At 33.6% G+C, this 22220-nt stretch carries 18 protein-coding genes; 16 read left to right on the top strand and 2 right to left on the bottom strand.

Annotation, left to right across the window (positions count from 1 at the left end; genetic code table 11):
• Positions 1-10: 10 nt before the first annotated feature.
• The 13 genes from sov (at position 11) to IQ05_RS02560 (ending at position 16300) form a co-directional block, all read left to right on the top strand.
• Entirely contained in the window at positions 11-7156 is a 7146-nt protein-coding gene (gene sov / locus IQ05_RS02620) for a T9SS outer membrane translocon Sov/SprA (RefSeq protein ID WP_144889546.1), read from the top strand.
• A 92-nt stretch (positions 7157-7248) separates the two neighbouring features.
• Positions 7249-7629 (top strand): glycine cleavage system protein GcvH, encoded by a 381-nt coding sequence (gcvH, locus tag IQ05_RS02615; RefSeq protein ID WP_086452894.1) that lies wholly within the window; start codon positions 7249-7251, stop codon positions 7627-7629.
• The gene (locus IQ05_RS02610) at positions 7622-8017 is read left to right on the top strand and encodes a VanZ family protein (protein WP_144889544.1); all 396 of its coding nucleotides are present in this window, start codon (positions 7622-7624) and stop codon (positions 8015-8017) included. The genes gcvH and IQ05_RS02610 overlap by 8 nt, the downstream gene beginning before the upstream one ends.
• A 160-nt stretch (positions 8018-8177) precedes the next feature.
• Entirely contained in the window at positions 8178-8921 is a 744-nt protein-coding gene (gene deoC / locus IQ05_RS02605) for a deoxyribose-phosphate aldolase (RefSeq protein WP_144889542.1), read from the top strand.
• 18 nt (positions 8922-8939) lie between these two features.
• Positions 8940-11063: a gliding motility protein RemB gene (locus tag IQ05_RS02600; protein ID WP_144889540.1), complete on the top strand. Its 2124-nt coding sequence runs from the start codon at positions 8940-8942 to the stop codon at positions 11061-11063.
• A gap of 105 nt (positions 11064-11168) precedes the next feature.
• Positions 11169-12071 (top strand): heme o synthase, encoded by a 903-nt coding sequence (gene cyoE / locus IQ05_RS02595; protein ID WP_144889538.1) that lies wholly within the window; start codon positions 11169-11171, stop codon positions 12069-12071.
• A gap of 2 nt (positions 12072-12073) precedes the next feature.
• A complete protein-coding gene (locus IQ05_RS02590; RefSeq protein WP_144889536.1) occupies positions 12074-12661 on the top strand; it encodes a cytochrome c oxidase subunit 3 in 588 nt (195 codons plus the stop codon).
• A gap of 42 nt (positions 12662-12703) precedes the next feature.
• Complete coding sequence (locus tag IQ05_RS02585; RefSeq protein ID WP_144889534.1) at positions 12704-13681, top strand: cytochrome c oxidase subunit 3; 978 nt, start codon at positions 12704-12706, stop codon at positions 13679-13681.
• Between the two features lie 21 nt (positions 13682-13702).
• Positions 13703-14053, top strand: a complete 351-nt coding sequence (locus tag IQ05_RS02580; protein ID WP_144889532.1) for a cytochrome C oxidase subunit IV family protein — start codon at positions 13703-13705, stop codon at positions 14051-14053.
• Between the two features lie 73 nt (positions 14054-14126).
• Positions 14127-14768: a hypothetical protein gene (locus IQ05_RS02575; RefSeq protein WP_144889530.1), complete on the top strand. Its 642-nt coding sequence runs from the start codon at positions 14127-14129 to the stop codon at positions 14766-14768.
• 5 nt (positions 14769-14773) lie between these two features.
• On the top strand, positions 14774-15460 hold the full coding sequence (locus IQ05_RS02570) for an SCO family protein (RefSeq protein WP_144889528.1): 687 nt from the start codon (positions 14774-14776) through the stop codon (positions 15458-15460).
• A 2-nt stretch (positions 15461-15462) separates the two neighbouring features.
• The gene (locus tag IQ05_RS02565; RefSeq protein ID WP_144889526.1) at positions 15463-16047 is read left to right on the top strand and encodes a DUF420 domain-containing protein; all 585 of its coding nucleotides are present in this window, start codon (positions 15463-15465) and stop codon (positions 16045-16047) included.
• Between the two features lie 16 nt (positions 16048-16063).
• Positions 16064-16300, top strand: coding sequence for a hypothetical protein (locus IQ05_RS02560; RefSeq protein ID WP_144889525.1), 237 nt, complete (start codon positions 16064-16066; stop codon positions 16298-16300).
• 20 nt (positions 16301-16320) lie between these two features.
• Here IQ05_RS02560 and IQ05_RS02555 read toward each other — a convergent pair whose 3' ends face one another.
• Complete coding sequence (locus IQ05_RS02555; RefSeq protein ID WP_144889523.1) at positions 16321-17721, bottom strand: DUF4403 family protein; 1401 nt, start codon at positions 17719-17721, stop codon at positions 16321-16323.
• A 190-nt stretch (positions 17722-17911) separates the two neighbouring features.
• On the opposite strand from IQ05_RS02555, the gene IQ05_RS02550 reads away from it, so the two are divergent.
• The 3 genes from IQ05_RS02550 to tsaB all read left to right on the top strand — a co-directional run bounded on the left by IQ05_RS02550 (position 17912) and on the right by tsaB (position 21344).
• Complete coding sequence (locus IQ05_RS02550; protein WP_144889521.1) at positions 17912-19279, top strand: TolC family protein; 1368 nt, start codon at positions 17912-17914, stop codon at positions 19277-19279.
• 5 nt (positions 19280-19284) lie between these two features.
• A complete protein-coding gene (locus tag IQ05_RS02545) occupies positions 19285-20592 on the top strand; it encodes an efflux RND transporter periplasmic adaptor subunit (RefSeq protein ID WP_144889519.1) in 1308 nt (435 codons plus the stop codon).
• A gap of 80 nt (positions 20593-20672) precedes the next feature.
• Positions 20673-21344 carry a tRNA (adenosine(37)-N6)-threonylcarbamoyltransferase complex dimerization subunit type 1 TsaB gene (gene tsaB, locus IQ05_RS02540; protein WP_144889517.1) on the top strand — a complete coding sequence of 224 codons (672 nt, stop codon included), beginning with the start codon at positions 20673-20675 and terminating at the stop codon, positions 21342-21344.
• 16 nt (positions 21345-21360) lie between these two features.
• Here tsaB and IQ05_RS02535 read toward each other — a convergent pair whose 3' ends face one another.
• Positions 21361-22197, bottom strand: coding sequence for a mechanosensitive ion channel family protein (locus tag IQ05_RS02535; protein ID WP_144889515.1), 837 nt, complete (start codon positions 22195-22197; stop codon positions 21361-21363).
• Between the last annotated feature and the right edge of the window lie 23 nt (positions 22198-22220).

Below are 22220 nucleotides of genomic sequence, written 5' to 3'. Positions count from 1 at the left end.
CAGGAGTTATATGCATAAAAATTGTATTTTTTGGCTTGTTCTATTGTGTGGTTACATATTGCATGCTCAAGTTAAAGAGGGAACTCAGGATACGGTAAGTAAGGGTTTCTCTAAGGGGAAATTACAGCTTAAAAACCCACCAAGTATACTTTCATCATATACGTATGATCCAGCTATTGATAGGTATGTGTACACAAGTTCTTTTGACGGGTTATCTATAAATTACCCTATCATATTGACTCCTAAGGAATATGAGAAATTAGTTTTGAAAGAGTCAATGCGCAACTATTTTAAAACAAAAGTAGATGCAATTGACGGTAAAAAAGAGGGGAGTGAACTAGCAAAAAAAGATTTATTACCGAGATATGTAATTAAATCAGGTTTGTTTGAGTCTATTTTTGGTAGTAATACCATCGATGTAAAGCCTACAGGATCTATTGAAATGGATTTAGGTTTGCGTTTTACAAAACAAGATAATCCTTCATTTTCTCCTAGAAACAGGTCTAATCTTTCCTTTGATTTTGACCAAAGAATCAGCATGAGTTTGATGGGGAAAGTGGGAACAAGACTTAATGTAAATGCTAATTATGATACTCAATCTACATTTGCATTTCAAAACTTAATAAAACTTGATTACGCACCCACTGAGGACGATATCATTCAAAAAATTGAAGTCGGAAATGTGAGCATGCCACTAAACAGTTCTCTAATTCGTGGCGCCCAAAGTTTATTTGGTTTCAAAACCCAATTGCAATTTGGTAAAACAACTTTCACAGGGGTATTCTCAGAACAAAAATCACAAACAAAAAGCTTAGTAGCACAAGGCGGAGGAACCATTGAAAACTTTGAAATGTTTGCTTTGGATTACGACAGTGACCGTCACTTTTTCTTATCGCAATATTTTAGAGACAGGTATGATAAATCTCTAGCAAACTATCCTTTTATTGATAGTAGAGTTCAAATCTCTAGAATCGAAATTTGGGTTACCAATAGACAAAATAGGGTAACTACAACCAATAATAATTTAAGGAATATTATTGCACTTCAAGATCTTGGTGAAGCTCAGATCACAGGTATTCCAGATAATGAAGTTGTTGTGCTAGACCCGTCTACCGGAATCTTTAATGCTCCAGCTAATACTCCCTCAAATAATGCTAATAACGATTATGATCCAGCTCAAATTGCTGCTGGGACAGGATTATTAAATACTAATATTAGAGAAATTGCAACTTCAAATTCGGGTTTTAATACTACCGTAAGTGAAGGCCAAGATTATTCTAAACTGGAAAATGCTCGAAAATTAAACCCAAATGAGTATACTTTTAACCCACAACTAGGATTTATTTCTTTGCAACAACGTTTGGCAAATGATGAGGTTTTAGCAGTGGCTTATCAATACACCATTGGGGACCAAGTGTATCAAGTAGGGGAGTTTGGTAATGACGGTGTTGATGCTACTGTGGTTACAGGCAACACGCCCGCTACACAAGCCATCATTTCTCAAAGTTTGATTTTGAAAATGCTGAAAAGCAATTTGACCAATGTTAAAAATCCCATTTGGAACTTGATGATGAAAAACATCTATCAAATTCAAGGAGGATATCAATTGAAACAAGAGGATTTTAGATTTAATATTTTGTACACAGATCCTTCTCCGCTAAATTATATTACGGAAGTTTCAGGAACTCCATTTCCAACAAATCCTGATCCCGATTCAAAAGTGGCAGAAACGCCTTTATTAAAAGTTTTTAATTTAGATAAATTAAATTTCAATAATGATCCTCAAGCTGGTGGAGATGGTTTTTTTGATTTTTTACCTAATTTGACTATTGATGCGCAAAACGGTCGTATCATGTTTACAACTAAGGAGCCTTTTGGGGAATTATTATTTTCTAAATTGTCTAACACTGCTATTGAAGATTATAGAAATCCATCTACTTATAATGACAACCAGCGTAAATATGTGTTTCAAAGTATGTACCGCAATACACAAGCAGGCGCATTACAAGACAGTGATAAAAATAAGTTTTTGTTGAGAGGAAAGTACAAATCTAGTGGAAGTGATGGAATTCCTATTGGAGCTTTCAATGTTCCACAGGGATCAGTAGTAGTTACAGCCGCAGGTAGACGCTTGGTTGAAGGGGTAGATTACAGTGTTAATTATCAATTTGGGCGTGTACAAATTCTAGATCCATCGCTTCAAGCTTCAAATACACCTATAGAAGTGTCTTTAGAAAACAATTCTGTTTTTGGTCAACAAACCAGGCGTTTCATAGGCTTAAACGTTGAGCATAAAATATCAGATAATTTTGTGGTAGGCGGAACATTTTTAAAAATGACCGAGAGACCTTTTACACAGAAATCAAGTTTTGGTCAAGAGTCTGTAAATAATACTGTTTTTGGATTGAATACAAATTACTCTACTCAGGTTCCTTTCTTGACACGTCTTGTTAACAAATTACCAAATTTAGATACTGATGTACCATCTAATTTATCCATAAGAGGTGAAGTTGCATTTTTAAGACCGGATACCCCAAAAGCGGATCAATTTCAAGGTGAATCAACTATTTATGTAGATGACTTTGAAGGGTCTCAATCAACAATTGACATGCGTTCACCAATGGCTTGGAGTTTGTCATCAACACCAGAAAGAACAGCAGCAAGTACTTATAATTTTAATGGTAGCGCAACTGATTTAAGCTATGGGTTCAAACGGGCAAAACTGGCTTGGTATGCTATTGACCCTATTTTTTATACCCAAAAACCACCTGGAGTTTCTGATGCTGATTTGTCATTCAATAAAACAAGAAGGGTTTTTAGTAGGGAATTGTATCCCTTAACTGATATTGCACAAGGGCAAACACAGGTAATAAGTACGCTTGATTTAACCTATTTCCCATCGGAGCGAGGACCGTACAATAACAATAGCGCTGTGGGAGCTAATCCTACTGAAAATTTTGGCGGAATTATGCGTTCTTTGAATTCAACAAATTTTGAGCAAGGAAATGTTGAGTACATTCAGTTTTGGGTTTTAGATCCGTATGTGGGTAATGGCCCAGCCCCACAATCAAATATAGGAAAGATCTATTTTAACCTAGGTGAAATTTCCGAAGACATTTTAAAAGATGGAAGGAAACAATATGAAAATGGTCTTGGGCCGGATCAAATTGTAGTAAATCCAAGGCCACTTTGGGGAGATGTTCCTGCATCACAATCCTTGATCTATGCATTTGATACGAATGTAAATAACAGGCAAAATCAGGATATTGGTCTTGATGGTTTGTCAAATTCTAATGAAGGGTCTGTTTATACTAATTTTGCATCAGAGCTTGATCCAGCAGCCGATGATTATGCTTTTTATTTGAATGCCAATGGTTCAATAATAGACCGATATAAAAATTATAATGGTGTAGAGAATAATTCTCCAGTAGATATTAATACAGCAAATAGAGGTTCTAGTACTGTACCTGATGTTGAAGATATCAATAGAGATAATACCATGAATACTATCAATGCCTACTATGAGTACAGTGTTGATATGCGTCCAGGGATGGATATTGGACAAAATTATATTACTGATATTCGCAACACACAAGTTACCTTACCAAATGGTTCAACTACTGAGGCTAGATGGTTGCAGTTTAAAATACCGGTTTCTCAGCCTGAAAATGTTATAGGTTCCATCTCTGATTTTAGATCTATTCGATTTATGAGAATGTTTATGACAGGTTTTAATGATGAGGTTACAGTACGTTTTGGTGCACTTGACCTTGTGCGCGGAGAATGGAGACGTTACACTAATGCACTTGATTTTAATGATACTAATCCTGATGATGACGGTACTAATCTGGATGTTCTTGCTGTTAATATTCAAGAAAACAACGAGCGATGCCCCGTAAATTATGTAACACCACCAGCGGTTCAAAGGGAACAATTATTCAATAACAACACGGTAATCAATCAAAACGAGCAATCACTTGCGTTACGTGCTTCGGGAGACGGATTAGAGCCACAAGATTCTAGAGCAGTTTTTAAAAATGTAAGTATAGACATGAGACAATTTAATAAATTGAAAATGTTTTTACATGCTGAATCACTACCTAATGAGATTGCACTAAGCGACAATCAAATGGTAGGTTTTATCCGTTTTGGAAACGATTTTAATCAAAATTTTTATCAAATAGAGATTCCATTAAAAGTCACATTACCCTCTGGTGGTAACACTTCAGATTGTGGTCCTTTGAGTCCAGAACTAGTTTGGCCATCCGAAAACGAAATAGACTTACCTCTTGAATTATTGACTAGAATGAAAATTTTAGCCATGAAAGTAAATCCAAATACACTTCCGCTAGACGGGATTTATTATCCGGATACTGATGCGTCACTTCCTGATGGAGATAAATCAACTACGCTTAAGTTAGGGATTAAAGGAAATCCTAACTTTGGTTTGGTACGAACACTTATGGTAGGTATAAAAAACAATGATCCTCTAAATGATATAAAAGGTGAGGTTTGGTTTAATGAATTACGTTTGGCTGATATGGATAACAAAGGCGGAATGGCTGCCGTTTTAAATATTGACACTAATCTAGCTGATTTTGCTACCGTTTCTGCATCGGGTAGAAAAACCACTATAGGTTTTGGTTCCCTTGAACAAGGACCAAATGAGAGAAGTAGAGAAGATACGCAACAATACAATATTGTAACCAATGTAAATCTAGGTAAACTATTGCCTCAGAAATGGGGTGTGAACTTACCATTTAACTATTCAGTAGGTGAAGAAACTATCACTCCAGAATATGATCCGTTCAACCAAGACATTAAGTTGAAACAATTGTTAGAGAACACCACAAATCAAAAAGAGAAAGATAATATTGCAAACAGAGCAATTGATTATACAAAAAGAACAAGCATCAATTTTATTGGAGTAAAAAAAGAACGTCAACCAGAGCAAAAACAAAGAGTGTACGATCCTGAGAATTTCACTTTTTCTCAGTCTTTTAATCAAGTAGAACGTCATGATTTTGAGATAGAGGATTATGTAGATCAACATGCTAATTCTGCGGTAGATTATGCCTACACTTTTAAACCAAAACCTGTTGAACCTTTTAAAAAATCAAAGTTTTTAAAGAAAAGTAATTATTGGAAAATGTTAAGCGATTTTAATTTTAATTATTTGCCGTCAACCATTTCTTTTAATACTAATATCAATAGACAATACAACCGTCAACAATTTCGTCAAGTTGAGGTAGAGGGTATTGGACTTGATCCATTGTTTAGAAGAAATTTTGCATTCAATTATCAATATGGTTTTAATTACAACCTTACAAAATCATTAAAGCTAAATTACACAGCTTCTTCCAGTAATATTGTGAAGAGTTATCTTAATGAGGATAATGAACCTATTGACAGTTTTACAATATGGGACAGTTATTGGGATATGGGTGACCCTAACCAGCACATGCAACAATTGGTTGTAAATTATGAATTGCCTATTAACAAGATTCCGTTGTTTAGTTTTATAAAAGCAACCTATTCTTATACGGGTGATTACAGCTGGCAGCGTACTTCCAATGCTTTGTCACAAATTTCAATAGGAGGACAAGATTATAATTTAGGAAATACCATTCAAAATGCAAGTTCAAGTAATTTGAATGCAAGTTTGACCATGGAAACGCTGTACAAATATTTAGGTATTTCAAAAACCAGTACAAAAGCTGCTCCTAAGCCAAAAACAGGTCCGCCAAAACCGGGTGAGAAAATTGTAAATACAAATGTTGCTGCAGCCACAGCAAAAAAAGGTCCTTTTGTAGATGGATTATTAGGAGTACTTACTAGTGTCAAAAATATACAGGTAAACTACACGCACAATAGTGGTACTGTTTTACCAGGTTATACTCCGGGTTTAGGTTTTCTAGGTTCTTCTAGACCTTCACTAGGGTTTATCTTTGGAAGCCAAGATGATATACGTTTTGAAGCAGCAAAAAAGGGATGGTTGACAAACTACCCAGACTTTAACCAAAATTATACGCAAGTAGACAATAAAATTTTGAAGGCTACGGCCAATGTAGATTTGTTTCCTGATATGAAAATAGATTTAACCTTTGATAGAGCATTGTCTCAAAATGATTCAGAGCAATATGATGTCACTAACGGGATGTATAATGCTAGATCACCATTTAGCACAGGAATTTTTTCAATCTCTACCGTATTAATTAAAACTTCCTTTTCAACAAGCGATCAAAATTCGGCAGAAGCATTTGATGATTTTAGAGAAAACAGACTTGTAATTGCAAATAGATTAGCTACTGCGAGAGGAATAAATATCAATAATCCTGCAAATCTTGACGGTGAAGGTTTTCCTAAAGGTTTTGGAAAAAACAATCAAGCCGTTTTGTTACCTGCTTTTCTTGCTGCTTATTCTGGGAATGATGCAGGAGGTGCTTCATTGGGTATTTTTAGGAGTTTGCCGTTACCCAATTGGTCTGTAAAATACAACGGATTAATGCGTTATGCTCCGTTCAAGAAGAACTTTAAACGTTTTTCATTATTACACAATTATAGGGCTTCCTATACTATTAATGCGTTTCGTTCTAATTTTGAATATGATAAAGATCCAAACGGTATTGATGCTAGTGGCAATTTTTTTAATAAAACCATTATGTCTAACATCAATTTAGTGGAACAATTCAATCCTTTGGTTCGAATGGATTTTGAGCTTAAAAGTTCGCTAAAAGTACTTACTGAAATTAAGAAAGATAGAGCACTATCAATGAGTTTTGATAACAATTTATTGACAGAGGTTAAGGGACTTGAATATGTTGTTGGGCTTGGATACAGGTTTAAAGATGTAATTTTTTCATCAAGATTGGCTGATAATCCAACGGGAGTAATAAAAAGTGATATCAATCTCTCTGCAGATGTTACGTATAGAAATAATGAAACGATAGTGCGTTATTTGGATTATAATAACAATCAGTTGGCAGGTGGACAAAACATTTGGACCGTAAAAGTTAAGGCTGACTATGCATTTAGTAAAAACTTGACGGCCATTTTTTATTACGATCACTCTTTCTCTAAGGCTGTTATATCAACTGCTTTTCCACTTACCAATATACGATCTGGATTTACATTGCGTTATAATTTTGGAAATTAATTTTTAAATTCTAATCGGTAATTGAAAAGAAGATTGTTACATTTGTCAATAAATTCAAAAAAAATAAAAACTAATAAATAATTACAATTTAAATGAACATACCTGCAAATTTAAAGTATACAAAAGACCACGAGTGGGTTAGTATAGAAGGCGATATCGCAACAATAGGAATCACTGATTTTGCTCAAAAAGAATTAGGTGATATTGTTTATGTAGAAGTAGAAACTTTAGATCAAACACTTGATAAAGATGAGGTTTTTGGTACTGTAGAGGCAGTTAAAACAGTTTCGGATTTGTTTCTTCCTCTTGCTGGCGAAATCATCGCTTTTAATGATGACTTAGAGAGCAATCCTGAAAGTGTAAACTCAGATCCTTATGGAGCTGGATGGATGATCAAAGTAAAAGTAGCGAATGTTGCTGATTTTGACTCTTTATTGTCAGAAGAAGCGTATAAAGAATTAATAGGTGCTTAAAAATATATATCCATGGGCGCTAATACTCTGGATAGGAACTATAACTTTTTTTTGTTTGGCAACCTTCAATAGTGTGCCCTTAGGAAGCGTTTCTAATTTAGATAAAATCGTTCATGCATTTTTTTATTTGATATTTACAATTCTGTTTTACCTTTCTGTTAAAAATAGCTTCTCAAATACGAGTAGTTTTAAAGCAATGGCATTATCGTTTTTTTGTGCGGTGCTGTACGGAATAGTAATAGAAATTGTTCAAGATAAATTTACAGCTACACGTCATGCTGATATTTATGACGTTTTAGCAAATACTACTGGAGCAACTATTGCGGTACTACTAATTTACTTTTCAAATAAAATACTATCATCAGAATCAAAAAAAATCTCACACTAGTGGGATTTTTTTTTGAAGTGAAGTCATTCTATTTTTTTTAAAATAGAGTTCTGGAGCATTTATAGCACCCCTTTCAAATTGTAACTTTTAAGTGTCCTTAGTGTGGAGATAAAATGTATTTTTGTAAACAAGTTTAGTAAAATCAATAATCAAGACGACTATGGATATTAAGAAATATTTAGATGCAACCTATTTAAAAACTGCGGAACAAGCTGGCCTTACTCCAGAAGAAAATACAGTTGTTGTTAAAAAAAATGTTCAGGAAGCAATAGAGGAGGGTTTTAAACTAGTGATGATAAGGCCAGATATGGTTTCACTAGCAAAAAAAATGATTATTGATGCTAATGCGGTTTTGCAAGTAGGAACTGTTATTGATTTTCCTAATGGCGAATCTTCAGTTGAAGATAAATTAGAAGAAGCCCAAATAGCCATTCAAAATGGAGCTGATGATTTGGATTTTGTGTGCAATTATAAAGCGTTTAAAAATGGTGAAATAGATCTTGTCAAGCAAGAAATATTTGAATGTACACAACTTGGTTTAGATCATAATAAAGTGGTTAAGTGGATAATTGAAGTGGCAGCTTTAACAGATAAAGAGATTATTCAGATTTCTAGTTTGATTAAAAATGTAGTGGTGACTGCTTTTAGTCAAGAACAATTTTCACGTGTTTTTGTAAAATCATCTACAGGTTTTTATGAGACTGAGATAGGTGTGCCAAATGGTGCAACTTTACACACCATAAAAATAATGTTAGATAACGCTTCACCTTTGCCTGTAAAAGCTGCTGGTGGCGTGCGTACTCATGAAGAGGCGGTAACAATGATAAATCTTGGTGTGAAAAGAATAGGGACTTCAGGAGCTAAAATAATTTCCGACGGTCAAAAGGCCACAAACGGATACTAAATTGTACAAATATTAAGGATGAACAAATTACTAATAACACTTCTATTTTTATTTTATATTTTTAGTGCAACTGCACAAGACAACTCTAATAATGGAAACCGTCCAGTCAATACGTCAGAACGTTTCCCTGTGTTTGCGGAGTGTAATTCTAAACAATCCAAGGAACTAGAAAATTGTTTTTACAACCAAGTGCAAACCTATATTACTTCTAATTTTAATGTGCCTGAAGAATTAGTTTCTTCTAATTTCAAAGGGAATATAAAAGTTCTTTTTGAAGTAGACTCAAACGGAATCTTTAAAGTGATTCATGTAGACGCTAATGATGAGAAACTTATTATAGAAACCAAGCGTGTTTTTAGTAAAATACCTAAAATTCAGCCTGCAACATATTATGGGAATGCCACTTATTCAAGATTTACGTATACAATTGCAATTCCTTTGGTAAACAACGTCATAATTGACGATATCTCTTTGGCGAAAGCCAAGCCCAGTATTACAAAAGATAAAACTTTGTCAGAACTTGATAGCATCGTATATGAAAAATTCGATAATCCAGAATTAGAAAGTCAATTGAATATTCCATTTTCACATAGTTATTATGCACAATTTGATGCAGCACTAAATCAAATGGGGAGTAATAATCATACAGCTTCAAAGCCATTTACATATGCAGAAGTATCTAAATATTACAATCTCAAAGCAGTGCAAGCGTCTCTAATGAAGAAAACTTCAAGCTGGTGGTCTCGAAAATTATGGAATGAGAACATGGTTGCTATACAAGGAGAAGGATATTGGTTTACACTTAATCCTATTGTAGATTTGCAATTGGGGAAGGCTAGTAAAAGCAGTGATGCGTACACTTATGTAAACACAAGAGGACTTAATTTTAGAGGTGTTCTAGGGAAAAATCTTCATTTTACAACAACTGTTTTTGAAAGTCAAGGGCGTTTTGCTCCTTATTATAATGCTTATGCGGCTTCTATAAAGCCGGCAGGTGGTAATCCCGCCATAATTCCTGGAATAGGAATTGCTAAGGATTTTAAAACAACAGGTTTCGATTTTCCCTCCGCAGATGCTAATTTAACATTTACACCAAGCAAGCATATTGATATGCAATTGGGCTATGGCCGAAATTTCATTGGCGATGGATACAGGTCATTACTAGAAAGTGATGGCGCTAGTCCATACCCGTATTTTAAATTGAATACAAATTTCTGGAAGATAAAGTATACCAATACCTATATGTGGCTCAAAGACGTACGTCCTGAGGTGACTCTTGAGCGTACCTATGCAACTAAGTTCATGGCCAATCATTATTTGAGTTGGAACGTGTCAAACAAGTTGAATTTAGGTTTTTTTGAATCGGTGGTATGGACAAATACAAATGATAGGGGGTTTGATGTGAATTTTGTTAATCCATTAATTTTTTACAGATCAGTCGAGTTTACGTCTTCGGCAAGAAGTGGGAATGCGGTTTTGGGTTTAACTTTTAAATACAAATGGAACAACCAAATCAATTTTTATGGGCAGTTTATCCTAGATGAATTTTCATTGAATGATGTGAAGGAGCGAAACAACAGCTGGAAAAACAAGTATGGGTATCAGTTAGGAGCAAAGTATTACAATGCTTTTGATGTTGAGAATTTAACATTGCAATTAGAATACAATCATGTGAGGCCGTATGTCTATTCTCATAGTATGCCAATTACAAATTACGCACACAACAATCAAAGTTTGGGGCATCAATGGGGAGCAAATTTTAGTGAGTTAATCCTTTTAGCTCGTTATCGAAAAGAACGATATTACGCTGACGCAAAATTTACAATGGGAACCAGAGGTTTTGATTTTGACACTGCCACAAATGGATTTAATTATGGAGGCAATATCTATAAAGATTACGACGAGAAAAGGCCTTTTGATTCAGATGTAAAAGTAGGTCAAGGTAATAAAACAGCAGTTTTTATTGCAGATCTCCAAGCTGGTTACATAGTTAATCCTTTGACAAACTTAAAGATATTTGCAAGTTATATCTACAGATCATTTGATCCAACAGCAGCTACTATAGTTGCACAAAATCAAAATACAAGTTGGTTTAGTTTAGGTGTTAGAACCGATATTTTCAATTGGTATTTTGACTATTAATAGAAGGTCATTTATTTTTATACTTTTTTGTGAATTGTTTTTTGTCAAATCCCTTTTGATAGCCTACTTTTGCATAAGTTTTTAGAAATAAAATAAATAGTAGCATTGAGCGCATCACAAAGTACACTTTCATTAAAAACAGTTTATATAGACTTCAGAGAAATCACAAAAGCACGATTAGCGGTTAGTGTCGTTTTTTCGTCTGTTGCGGGTTTTATGTTGGGTATTTATGATTTTCAGTCTTTAGATTGGATGGTTTTATTAAAACTGGCAATTGGCGGATATTGTATGGTAGGTGCTTCAAATGCTTTCAATCAAATCATTGAGAAAGATCTTGATGCTTTAATGGATCGTACAAAAGGCAGGCCTGTTCCAGCAGGACGAATGACACAAACCACAGCGCTATTTATAGCTGCGTTCTTGACCATAGTAGGACTTGTGTTGTTGTATACGATAAATGGAAAAACAGCAATGTTTGGTGCTATTTCTATATTTTTATACACTAGTGTTTATACACCATTAAAAACAATGACTTCTTTGTCTGTTTTTGTTGGTGCTTTTCCAGGAGCAATCCCTTTTATGTTAGGTTGGGTTGCTGCAACTGGTGAATTTGGTATCGAAGCAGGAACCTTATTTTTAATTCAGTTTTTTTGGCAATTTCCTCATTTTTGGGCTATTGGTTGGTTCTTGTATGAAGATTATGAAAAAGCAGGTTTTTTTATGTTGCCAACGGGAAAAAAAGATAAAGGAACAGCATTGCAGGTTATTTTATACACCATTTGGCTCATATTAGCTTCATTGTTACCAGCTTTTGGATATACGGGAAGGTTGTTTGTGACTCCTATCGCAGCAGGAATTATTTTCTTATTAGGATTATGGATGTTGTTTTATGGTGTTAAGTTATATCAATTAAGAACTGCAAAAGCAGCTAGAACACTTATGCTTGTAAGTGTTTCCTATATTACATTATTACAGTTAGTATACATATTTGATAAATTTTTAAGATAGTTATGGAAATGACAATGACGGCCGAAGAACAAAAATCCAGAACAAATAGATCCTATAAATTGATCCTTTTGTTCGCAATGGCAAGTATGACCATGATGTTTGCGGGACTCACAAGTGCTTTTGTAGTGAGTAAATCAAGAGCAGACTGGTTGAAAGATTTTCAACTGCCTGTTGCATTTTATTACAGTACTGCTGCTATTATCGGCTGTAGTATAACTTTTCATTTGGCTAAAAAAGCAATACAAAAGGACAATAATAACGCCACAACTATGTATCTTTTAGCTACATTGGGACTTGGTATTTTATTTGTAATTTTACAATTTGTAGGTTTTGGACAAATAGTAGAAAGTGGTTATTATTTTACTGGAAGCGGGAGTTCAATTACGACTACATTTCTATATGTAGTAACGGTTGTGCACCTAATTCACCTTGCTGGTGGTGTGATTTCGCTTTTAATTATAATTTATAATCATTTTAAACAAAAATACAACTCATCTCAAACCCTTGGTATAGAACTAGGTGCAATGTACTGGCACTTTCTGGACTTATTGTGGGTTTATTTGTTTTTGTTTTTATATTTCTTTAAATAAGAAAAAAACGTAAATTTGGGAACTTTTTAACGAATAACTTTTATGGAAGCGACAGTTACTACTGCAAATAGTGAAGAAAAAACTTGGGGAGGCGGCAATGAGCCAATGGGAGCAAGTTATGGCAAATTAATGATGTGGTTTTTTATCGTGTCAGATGCTTTAACGTTCTCTGGATTTCTAGCGGCGTATGGTTTTTCTAGATTTAAATTTATTGAAACATGGCCATTGGCTGATGAAGTGTTTACTCACTTTCCGTTTTTACACGGAGTTTCAGCGCCAATGTATTATGTGGCATTAATGACTTTTATTTTGATTTTCTCGTCGGTAACTATGGTTTTAGCCGTAGATGCTGGTCACCAAATGAAAAAAGACAAAGTGGTTTTGTACATGTTCTTGACCATCATTGGAGGTTTTATTTTTGTTGGTTCTCAAGCTTGGGAGTGGAAAAACTTTATCAAAGGAGAGTACGGAGCAATTGAAACAAAAGGAGGTAGTTTACTTCAGTTTGTTGATAAAGACGGGAAACGTGTTGCACTTGCTGATTTTGCAGTGACTTTACCTGAAGAGCGTGAACAGCTTAAAAGAAACAAAGCCAAATGGTTCATGGAAGAAGGGGAGTTGCCATCTTACTCTGTTGCAGAGGTACAAGCTGGTTTCAAAGCTCATCCAGATTTATTGATTAGAACAGAGATTGTCAATGCGAACAAACAAAAAACAATTCTTTCTAGAAAAGAATCAGAAACTAGACTTTCTCAAGCACATTATGTTGTAGAGGGTGCTAACTTAATTAGAAATGAATACGGGAGTAAATTATTTGCTGATTTCTTCTTTTTTATAACTGGTTTTCACGGTTTTCACGTTTTCTCTGGAGTAATAATTAACATTATTATCTTTTTCAATGTACTACTTGGTACATATGATAAAAGAAAAAGTTATGAAATGGTAGAAAAAGTAGGTCTATATTGGCACTTTGTAGATTTAGTTTGGGTATTTGTATTTACAGTTTTCTATCTAGTTTAATTTCTAAAAAAAATTATTATCATGTCACACGAACACGCATCAAATGTAGGTAGAATCTGGAAAGTATTCGGAATATTATCTGCTGTAACTATATTAGAAGTATTTTTGGGTATTTTTAAACCAGAAGCCCTTCACATGAATAGTCTAATGGGTATGAACCTACTAAACTGGATATTTTATTTGCTAACCATTTACAAAGCATATTATATCGTTTGGGCTTTCATGCACATGGAAGGTGAAAAGAGCTCATTGCGAAATGCAGTTGTTTTTCCACTTATTTTTCTGATATTATACATTCTTTTTATCTTTTTGACTGAAGGGGATTATATTTATGAGGTTTTTAAAAATTCCACAATTAAATGGAATTTTTAACAAGATATTAATTCAATAAAAGGGTACGCATTGCGTACCTTTTTTTATTTTTGTACTATATATTTAAAATGTGATGAAAAAAAATATTGTCCTTTTTGTTCTCTTTATTTTACCAATAGTTGCTTATTTGTTTTTTGCTTCTGGAGTTAATGGTTATACTAAATTACCTATTGTTACTCCTAATACGGCAGATTTTGGTGCTTGGAAAACTTTAGATAGTAAACCTTTAACTTTAAATGGGAAAGTAACTATTTTGGGCTTTTGCGGTACAGAATTACTTAAAAACAGAGGTAATCTTTTTAATCTTAATCAAAAAATTTATCAACGTTATCACGAATTTAAGGATGTTCAGTTTGTAATGTTGTGTCCTGCTGGAACTGAAAGTGATGCTAAAAAAGTAGTTGATGCTTTAGGTGCTTTTACAGATGTTGCTCAATGGAGATTTGTTTTTGCTTCTCCCGAAGAAATATCAGCATACTATGACCAATTAAAGCTGGTGGAAAAACTTGATGATAAGTTGGGGACTCCAAAGGTTTACATCATTGATAAAAAAAGAAATTTACGTGGGCGCAAGTTAGTAAAAGATGTTATGGAAGGATATAATACGTTTCATCCAGCTGAATTGAGCAATGAAATGCTAGACGATTTTAAAGTTATTCTATATGAATACAGAGCTGCACTCAAGAAAAATAACAATGCTACAAGAAAAATTTAATTGTGATGTTTAAAAATAAATCTTACATCGGTATTTCATTTATTATTTTGGTATTTGGTATTTATGCCATACCTAAGATTGTGGATCGTATTAAAAACGATAAAATTGTCCAAGGTGATAGACTAGATAATGTTAATGCTGAAGTTGCTGAGGAAGGGAAGTTATTAAAAATTGGAGCTGCACCTAAGTTTGAACTTACAAATCAAGATAATGTAAAAATTACAAACGAAACGTATAAGGGTAAAGTATATGTTTTAGAATTCTTTTTCACTACTTGTCCTACCATTTGTCCAAAAATGAATGAAAGTATGTTGCTCATTGAAAAAAAATTCTTTGGTAATCCTAACTTTGGTATTGCTTCTATAACGATTGATCCTGTTACGGATACACCTGCGGCATTAAAGGCACATTATGATTTGTTAGGAGTTCGATCTAAAAATTGGAATTTTTTAACAGGAGAGAAAGATTATATTTTTAAATTGGCTAACAAAGGCTTTAACTTGTATGCTGGTGAGAATAAAAAAGTAGCTGGAGGATTTGAACACTCGGGTTTATTTGCATTGATTGATAAAAACGGAAACATCCGTTGTCGTAATGATGAATTTGGTAATCCTATTTTATATTACGATGGACTCGATAAAAAAGGGGTGAGAAACCTACAACAAGATATTAATATTTTACTAGAAGAATAAATATGAGAAACAATTCCTTAGAACAAAAATTCAATAAATACATCATTGCGGTATCTATAGTGATTCCTGTGGTGGTAGCTATTTTATTTAAAATTAAACTAAAAAATTTTGGAATTGATGTAGCTCCATTGTCCTTTTTACCTCCAATATATGCTACTACAAACGGTTTAACGGCTGTTTTATTGGTAGCTGCTGTAGTAGCTATTAAAAACGGTAATAGAAAATGGCATCAGTATTTCATGACAACAGCCATTGCTTTATCGCTTGCTTTTTTAGTGATGTATGTTGCTTATCACATGACTAGTGATTCTACTGTATTTGGTGATAGTAACCATAATGGCTTATTGGAAGAGTCTGAAAAAGTTAGTATTGGATCTCTACGTATTGTGTACATATTGATTTTAATCACTCACATTATTTTGTCTATAGCTATCATACCAATGGTATTGATTACTTATGTTAGAGCAATAGGGCAGGATTTTGTTGCTCATAAAAAAATCTCTAAAATCACATTCCCTATTTGGCTTTATGTTGCAGTAACGGGTGTTATTGTCTATTTGATGATTGCGCCTTATTATAGTTATTAATTTTACAGTTAGAAAGATGAAGTTAATTAATCCTAGCGGGAGTAAGTTTTGGTTCCTATTTATAGCTTTTGTTTGGAGTGCTAGCGTAAATGCACAATGTGCTATGTGTAGAGCTGCCCTTACTAGTGGTGATAATACTACTCAAGCTGCTGCTGTAAATGATGGAATTGTATACTTAATGGTTATTCCGTATTTACTAGTTGCAATTATTGGATATTTGATTTATAAAATGAAGAAAAATAAGGCTTCGTAATTTGATGTTTCTATCAATGTTTATTTTAAACCATTGATAGAAACATTTATTTTTCCTTTTACTTTTACAAATGCTATAATAGCTTGATTTGTAAGTTGTATTTTTTGGAATTCTATTTCTTCTATTTTTCCATTTACAAATACGCCCTGCATGGGTGAATAGTTTTTTAGATAACCCAGCATACTTTTTTGACCTTCGTCAAGGTTTGGTTGAATAGAATACCTGCAACTTTGTTTTATTTTTTTCAGGATCAATGTTTGAGCCATCCAGTTTGCGGTTCGCATTAATTTGTTTTTTGTATCCAAGGCATAGTCAAGATCTTCAAAATAAACTTCTTTGGTTTTGTCATTATATTGAGGTATTCCTGATAGATACAAGGTGCCATTTACACTACCCAAAACATCTAATGCAATAATCATTTTTCCTTTTTTATGCCAAATGTCCACGTTTTGTACTTGAATTTTTTTGGAACCCGATCCAAATTCTTGACCTTTAAAATTCTTAGTCATTATTTTAGACGCTTCTTGATAGGATGAAATAGCAATAATGTTTGCATCTATATCATTAGGAATTTTGGTAACCGGTTTAAGAGCAATCTTAGAGGCGTTAAACTTTGATTCAGGTTGTTTCCCTATAAAAGTTTCCATATTGCACTTCATTCCCATTTCTATAAGTAAGGCATCGTTTTTTAATGTCGCATTGGTACTGTAAATCTCTAAGGGGACAATTCGTAACCAACTTTCATACGTGTCATTCATTAAAAAAGGAGTGGTGATTTTTTCTAATGCACTCAAGACATTTGGTTTAAAATCCATTGATTTCCCTATGGCTTCGTCAATTTTACGTTCAATTTTTGATTTAAATATTTTGACTGCAGGATTGATTAGATAGGTTACAGGTACGTTTTTATCAAAGACAAGCATGGTGGGACTTTCGTTCCAATCAAGTGATTTTAATTCGGTTTTAGTGTTTAGTTTCCAATTTGTTAAGGTAACATCACTAGATAAAGTCACAACGCCATCTAAATTAAACTCTCTAGTATCATAGAGCTCTATCCCCATTTTTTTGGTGCCAATTCGGTATTTTATTACAGCTTTTAAAGGAAGAATTGTTTTTATTTTTTCTCCTTTTTCAGATGTAATTGTTATTGGGGCTTGTTTCCAAACTTTCATTTCAATGTCATCGTCCTCAATGGTGTTGTCCTCATAGATCAATCCTGTTAAAACTGTATTGGTTTGATTCTCTATATCTTTTAACTTGACCGAAATAGGAAGATTAATAAAAGAAGGATTGTTTTCATAAACCAATGGTACAGCATCATCTGGCTCGGGTTTTAAAGCATTTATCTTGTTTGTAGTAGCGCAAGATCCACATGAAATTATAGCTGTAAAAACGAAAATGATTCGATAGAATGCGTACATTTATTTTATTTTAGAAAACAAAATTAGTAAAACAATTCTTTTTTTATGATTTTTTGTAACAAATGCTACGAACGAAAGTCTTATTGTTTAATTATTGATTTGGAAAGGCTATACTTTGGAGTTTCAGAGATTGTAATTAAACTAAGTTAAATGTGTTTGACCCATAAGTCAGACAATTATTTAAAAAAATATGAAAAAAAAGAGTTTTTTTAGTTTATTCATTGTTCTTGTAGGATTGTCTGTTCAGGGACAAGCCAAAAAGTGGACATTGCAAGAATGTGTGAACTACGCCATTCAAAACAACATCTCAATTAAACAATCCGCTCTAGATACTAAAACGGCATTGATTGATAAGAGAGGTGCTATTGGTAATTTTTTACCTTCATTGAATGCCAGTGCTTCTCACTCTTGGAACATTGGTTTGAATCAGGATATTACCACTGGTTTATTGAGAAATCAAACAACCCAGTTTACTTCAGCTGGTGCTAATGTAGGTATTGATATTTATAAAGGATTGCAAAATCAGAACACGCTTCGTAAAGCCAATCTTTCCATAGTGGCAGCCAAATATCAATTGTTAAAAATGCAGGAGGATATCGCTTTGAATGTTGCCAATGCTTTTTTGCAGGTTCTTTTTAATAAAGAAAATTTAAAAGTACAAAAGGAACAATTGGGAATCAATGAAAAGCAATATGCACGTTCAGAAGAATTAGTTAAAGCTGGATCTATTCCTCGAGGAGATTTATTGGATATAAAAGCTACCGTTGCTCAGAATAATCAGAATGTTATAGTTGCTGATAATGCTTTATTGATCTCAAAATTAAGTTTAGCGCAGTTACTACAGCTTAAAGATTTTGAAAATTTTGATGTTGTAGATGACACTAATATGAGAGATGAGAATAATATTATGGCTCAAACTCCAAGTGCTATTTATAATAAAGCGATAGAAGGCAGAACAGAATTGAAAATTGCTCGAACTAACTTAGAGATTGCCCAAAAAAATGTGGACATTGCAAAAGGAGCTTTTCAGCCTACTTTACAGGGTTTCTACAGTTTTAATAGTAGGGTTTCATATGCTGATGTTCCTGTTTTTAATAACATGGGAAATATAACTGGTACCCGAAATGCAGCCCCATTTTTCAATCAGTTTAGCGATAATAAAGGACAGTCTTTTGGAGCACAATTATCAATACCAATATTTAATGGGTTTTCTGTTAGAAACAATGTAGAGCGTTCCAAAGTGAGTTTAGAACGATCGAAAATTGCCGTAGAACAACAAGATTTGGATTTGCAAAGAAATGTTTTTACTGCATTTACTGATGCTAAAGGCGCCTTAAAGTCATACGAATCTGCTGTAATTGCTGTTGAGGCTAGACAAGGAGCGGTTGATTATGCTAAAGAACGTTATAATGTTGGGTTAATGAACTCATTTGATTACAATCAAGCCCAAACATTGCTTACTAATGCACAATCTGAAGTATTGAGAACCAAATACGATTATATCTTTAAAATTAAAATATTAGAATTCTATTTCGGAATTCCTCTTATCAAAAACTAATTATTATGTCAAAAAAAACAGTTTATATTCTAATAGGTGGGGCAGTAGTAATTATTGCGGGTTTAATTGCTCTTTCTAAGTCTGGGGTTATAGGTAAAAAAGATGTAGGTACTGAGATAGAAACCGCACAAGTAATTCCATCTACAATAATTGAAACGGTATCTGCTACTGGAAAAATACAGCCAGAAATTGAAGTTAAAATTTCTTCTGAAGTTTCGGGAGAAATCATAGCCTTAAATGTAAAAGAAGGGCAAGTAGTGAAAAAAGGAGATTTACTAGTGAAGATCAATCCAGATTTATACACGTCTGGTTACAACAGATCAGTATCTAACTTATCCGGAACTAAAGCAAGTTTAAGTCAAGCAGATGCTTCATTCAAAGAATCAAAAGCAAATTACGATAGAAACAAAACATTGTTTGATAAAGGAATCATTTCAAAGTCGGATTGGGACAAGGCTATTGCTTCGTTTGAAGTTGCAAAAGCATCAAAACAATCAGCTTATTACAACGTTCAAAGCGCCTCAGCGACAGTAAATGAAGCCAAAGATAATCTAGGACGTACAACTATTTATGCGCCTGCTGACGGAACTATTTCTATGTTGAATGTAGAATTAGGAGAGCGTGTTTTAGGTACACAACAAATGACAGGAACCGAAATTTTGAGAGTGGCCAACTTGAATAATATGGAGGTTGAAGTAGATGTTAATGAGAATGACATTGTAAAAATTAAAGTTGGAGATGAGGCTAATGTTGAAGTAGATGCATATCTAAAAAAACAATTCAAAGGTGTTGTTACAAGCATTTCAAATTCAGCAAGTTCAGCCTTGACAGCAGATCAAGTAACTAATTTTAAAGTTAAAGTAAGAATATTGAAAGAATCGTACGAAGATTTATTAGAAGGGAAACCAAATACGTACTCTCCTTTTAGACCAGGAATGACAGCTACGGTAGATATTATTACTGAAACAAGAAGCAATGTACTTGCTGTTCCAATTAGTGCAGTTGTAGTAAAATCAGATACTGCTGCCGTAAAAGAAATAAAAGTTGAGGATACAAGTGAGGATCAAAAAGATGCTGCCCCAAAAAGCGATAAAAAATTTGAATGTGTTTTTGTTAAAGTAGGAGATAAAGCAAAAATTAGAATCATAAAAACTGGAATTCAAGACGATACTAATATTGAAATCCTGACTGGCTTAAAAAAAGGAGATGTAATTATTACAGGGCCTTATGCCACAGTTACAAAAGAACTAAACTCAGGAGATAAAGTGGCAATTGCTACTGATAAAGATAAAAAGGACAAGGATAAGAAGTAATCATTATCCTTACCATTTTGAAATCACAATCATAAAATCTAATTTTGTGATTGTGATTTTTAATTTAAACAAAAACCAAATTGAGTTATATACTAAACATTGAAACCGCTACTAAGAATTGTTCTGTTTCATTAGCAAAAGATGGCGTAACAATCCTTTGTAAAGAAATTGCAGAAGAAGGATACTCACATGCAGAGCGACTACATGTTTTTATAGAAGAAATTTTTAAAGAATCAGGTTATAATATCAAAGATTTATCTGCCGTTGCAGTTAGTCAAGGTCCAGGTTCTTATACGGGTTTGCGTATAGGCGTATCAGCTGCAAAAGGATTGTGTTTTGCACTAGATATTCCACTAATAGCTATAGATACGCTGGAAACTCTTGCGGCACAAGCTAAAATTAATAAGGGTTTAATTATTCCGATGATTGATGCCCGAAGAATGGAAGTATACAGTGCAATTTTTGATTCAAAACTTGAAAAAAAGCGGGAAGTTCAAGCTCAAATAATAGATGAGAATTCATTTAATGAGCTTCAAGATGATTTGTATTTTGTGGGAGACTGTACTGTAAAATGCAAGAGCGTACTCAATAAAAGCAATCATTTTTTTCTAGAAACTTTAGTTTTTCCTTCGGCTAACGAAATGAGTTTTCTTAGTTTTGAAAAATTCAAAATAAACGACATTGTTGATGTCGCTTATTTTGAACCCTATTATTTGAAAGACTTTATGATAACTACTCCTAAAAAAAAGTAAATTATGCTCACTAGTTTTAGGTTGCAGTGTTTGATGTAAACGAAGACTCTTTAACAAACGGTTGCATAGTAATTCCGGCAATATCAAAGGCTTCTTTGCATCCTTGAAGCGTTTCTGCACATACATTTCCAAAATCCTCATTTGTTGCCCATGGTCTAACAGCAAGTTGAATTGCATTGTCTGTTAATATTTTGACAGCAACTTCGGCTTCTGGTGTTTTTAAAACCTTAGGGTTGTTTTCCAAAACTTTAGTTATGATGTCTTTCGCAATTTTAATATTGGTGTCATAGGATATTGCAATAGTTAAGTCAGCTCTTCTAATTTTTTCCATAGAATAGTTAATGATATTTCCATTTGATAAGGCACCGTTAGGAACAAAAATAGTTTGATTGTTACCTGTAATTAATTTGGTAACAAAAATTTGTATTTCACTTACAGTTCCTGTTACACCTTGTGCTTCTATTGTGTCATTGACACGAAAGGGTTTGAATAGAATTATCAACATTCCACCTGCAAAATTTGAAAGAGATCCTTGTAATGACAGTCCCACGGCAAGTCCCATGGCTCCTAAAATTGCAACAAAAGAGGATGTTTCAATCCCTAATTTAGAGATAAACGATACAAACAAAATTACTCGTAAAACCCAAAGTAAAATATCAGCTAAAAACCGTGTTAGAGTGGGGTCTAGGTCTCTCTTGACCATTAAGGTCCTGATAAATCGATTGATTAATCGGATGATGTATAATCCAGCAATTAGGATAATAAATGCCGATATTAATTTTGGGGAATAATCAATTAATACTTGCGCAAAAGTATTGGCGTAGCTAGTGATTTGGTTTGGGTCTAGATTCATATTTGTAAAATAAAAAACCTTCT

Origin of the sequence: Flavobacterium tiangeerense, from assembly GCF_007830355.1 — a bacterium.
GTDB classification, from domain to species: domain Bacteria; phylum Bacteroidota; class Bacteroidia; order Flavobacteriales; family Flavobacteriaceae; genus Flavobacterium; species Flavobacterium tiangeerense.
The sequence above is the reverse complement of the archived record's forward strand: the minus strand, read 5'-3'. Positions and strand labels throughout refer to the sequence as shown.

Coding starts and splice junctions, on each gene's coding strand:
- sov (WP_144889546.1), top strand. CDS start 11: ATGCATAAAAATTGTATTTTTTGGCTTGTTCTATTGTGTGGTTACATA.
- gcvH (WP_086452894.1), top strand. CDS start 7,249: ATGAACATACCTGCAAATTTAAAGTATACAAAAGACCACGAGTGGGTT.
- deoC (WP_144889542.1), top strand. CDS start 8,178: ATGGATATTAAGAAATATTTAGATGCAACCTATTTAAAAACTGCGGAA.
- IQ05_RS02600 (WP_144889540.1), top strand. CDS start 8,940: ATGAACAAATTACTAATAACACTTCTATTTTTATTTTATATTTTTAGT.
- IQ05_RS02590 (WP_144889536.1), top strand. CDS start 12,074: ATGGAAATGACAATGACGGCCGAAGAACAAAAATCCAGAACAAATAGA.
- IQ05_RS02585 (WP_144889534.1), top strand. CDS start 12,704: ATGGAAGCGACAGTTACTACTGCAAATAGTGAAGAAAAAACTTGGGGA.
- IQ05_RS02580 (WP_144889532.1), top strand. CDS start 13,703: ATGTCACACGAACACGCATCAAATGTAGGTAGAATCTGGAAAGTATTC.
- IQ05_RS02575 (WP_144889530.1), top strand. CDS start 14,127: ATGAAAAAAAATATTGTCCTTTTTGTTCTCTTTATTTTACCAATAGTT.
- IQ05_RS02570 (WP_144889528.1), top strand. CDS start 14,774: ATGTTTAAAAATAAATCTTACATCGGTATTTCATTTATTATTTTGGTA.
- IQ05_RS02565 (WP_144889526.1), top strand. CDS start 15,463: ATGAGAAACAATTCCTTAGAACAAAAATTCAATAAATACATCATTGCG.
- IQ05_RS02560 (WP_144889525.1), top strand. CDS start 16,064: ATGAAGTTAATTAATCCTAGCGGGAGTAAGTTTTGGTTCCTATTTATA.
- IQ05_RS02555 (WP_144889523.1), bottom strand. CDS start 17,721: ATGTACGCATTCTATCGAATCATTTTCGTTTTTACAGCTATAATTTCA.
- IQ05_RS02550 (WP_144889521.1), top strand. CDS start 17,912: ATGAAAAAAAAGAGTTTTTTTAGTTTATTCATTGTTCTTGTAGGATTG.
- IQ05_RS02545 (WP_144889519.1), top strand. CDS start 19,285: ATGTCAAAAAAAACAGTTTATATTCTAATAGGTGGGGCAGTAGTAATT.
- IQ05_RS02535 (WP_144889515.1), bottom strand. CDS start 22,197: ATGAATCTAGACCCAAACCAAATCACTAGCTACGCCAATACTTTTGCG.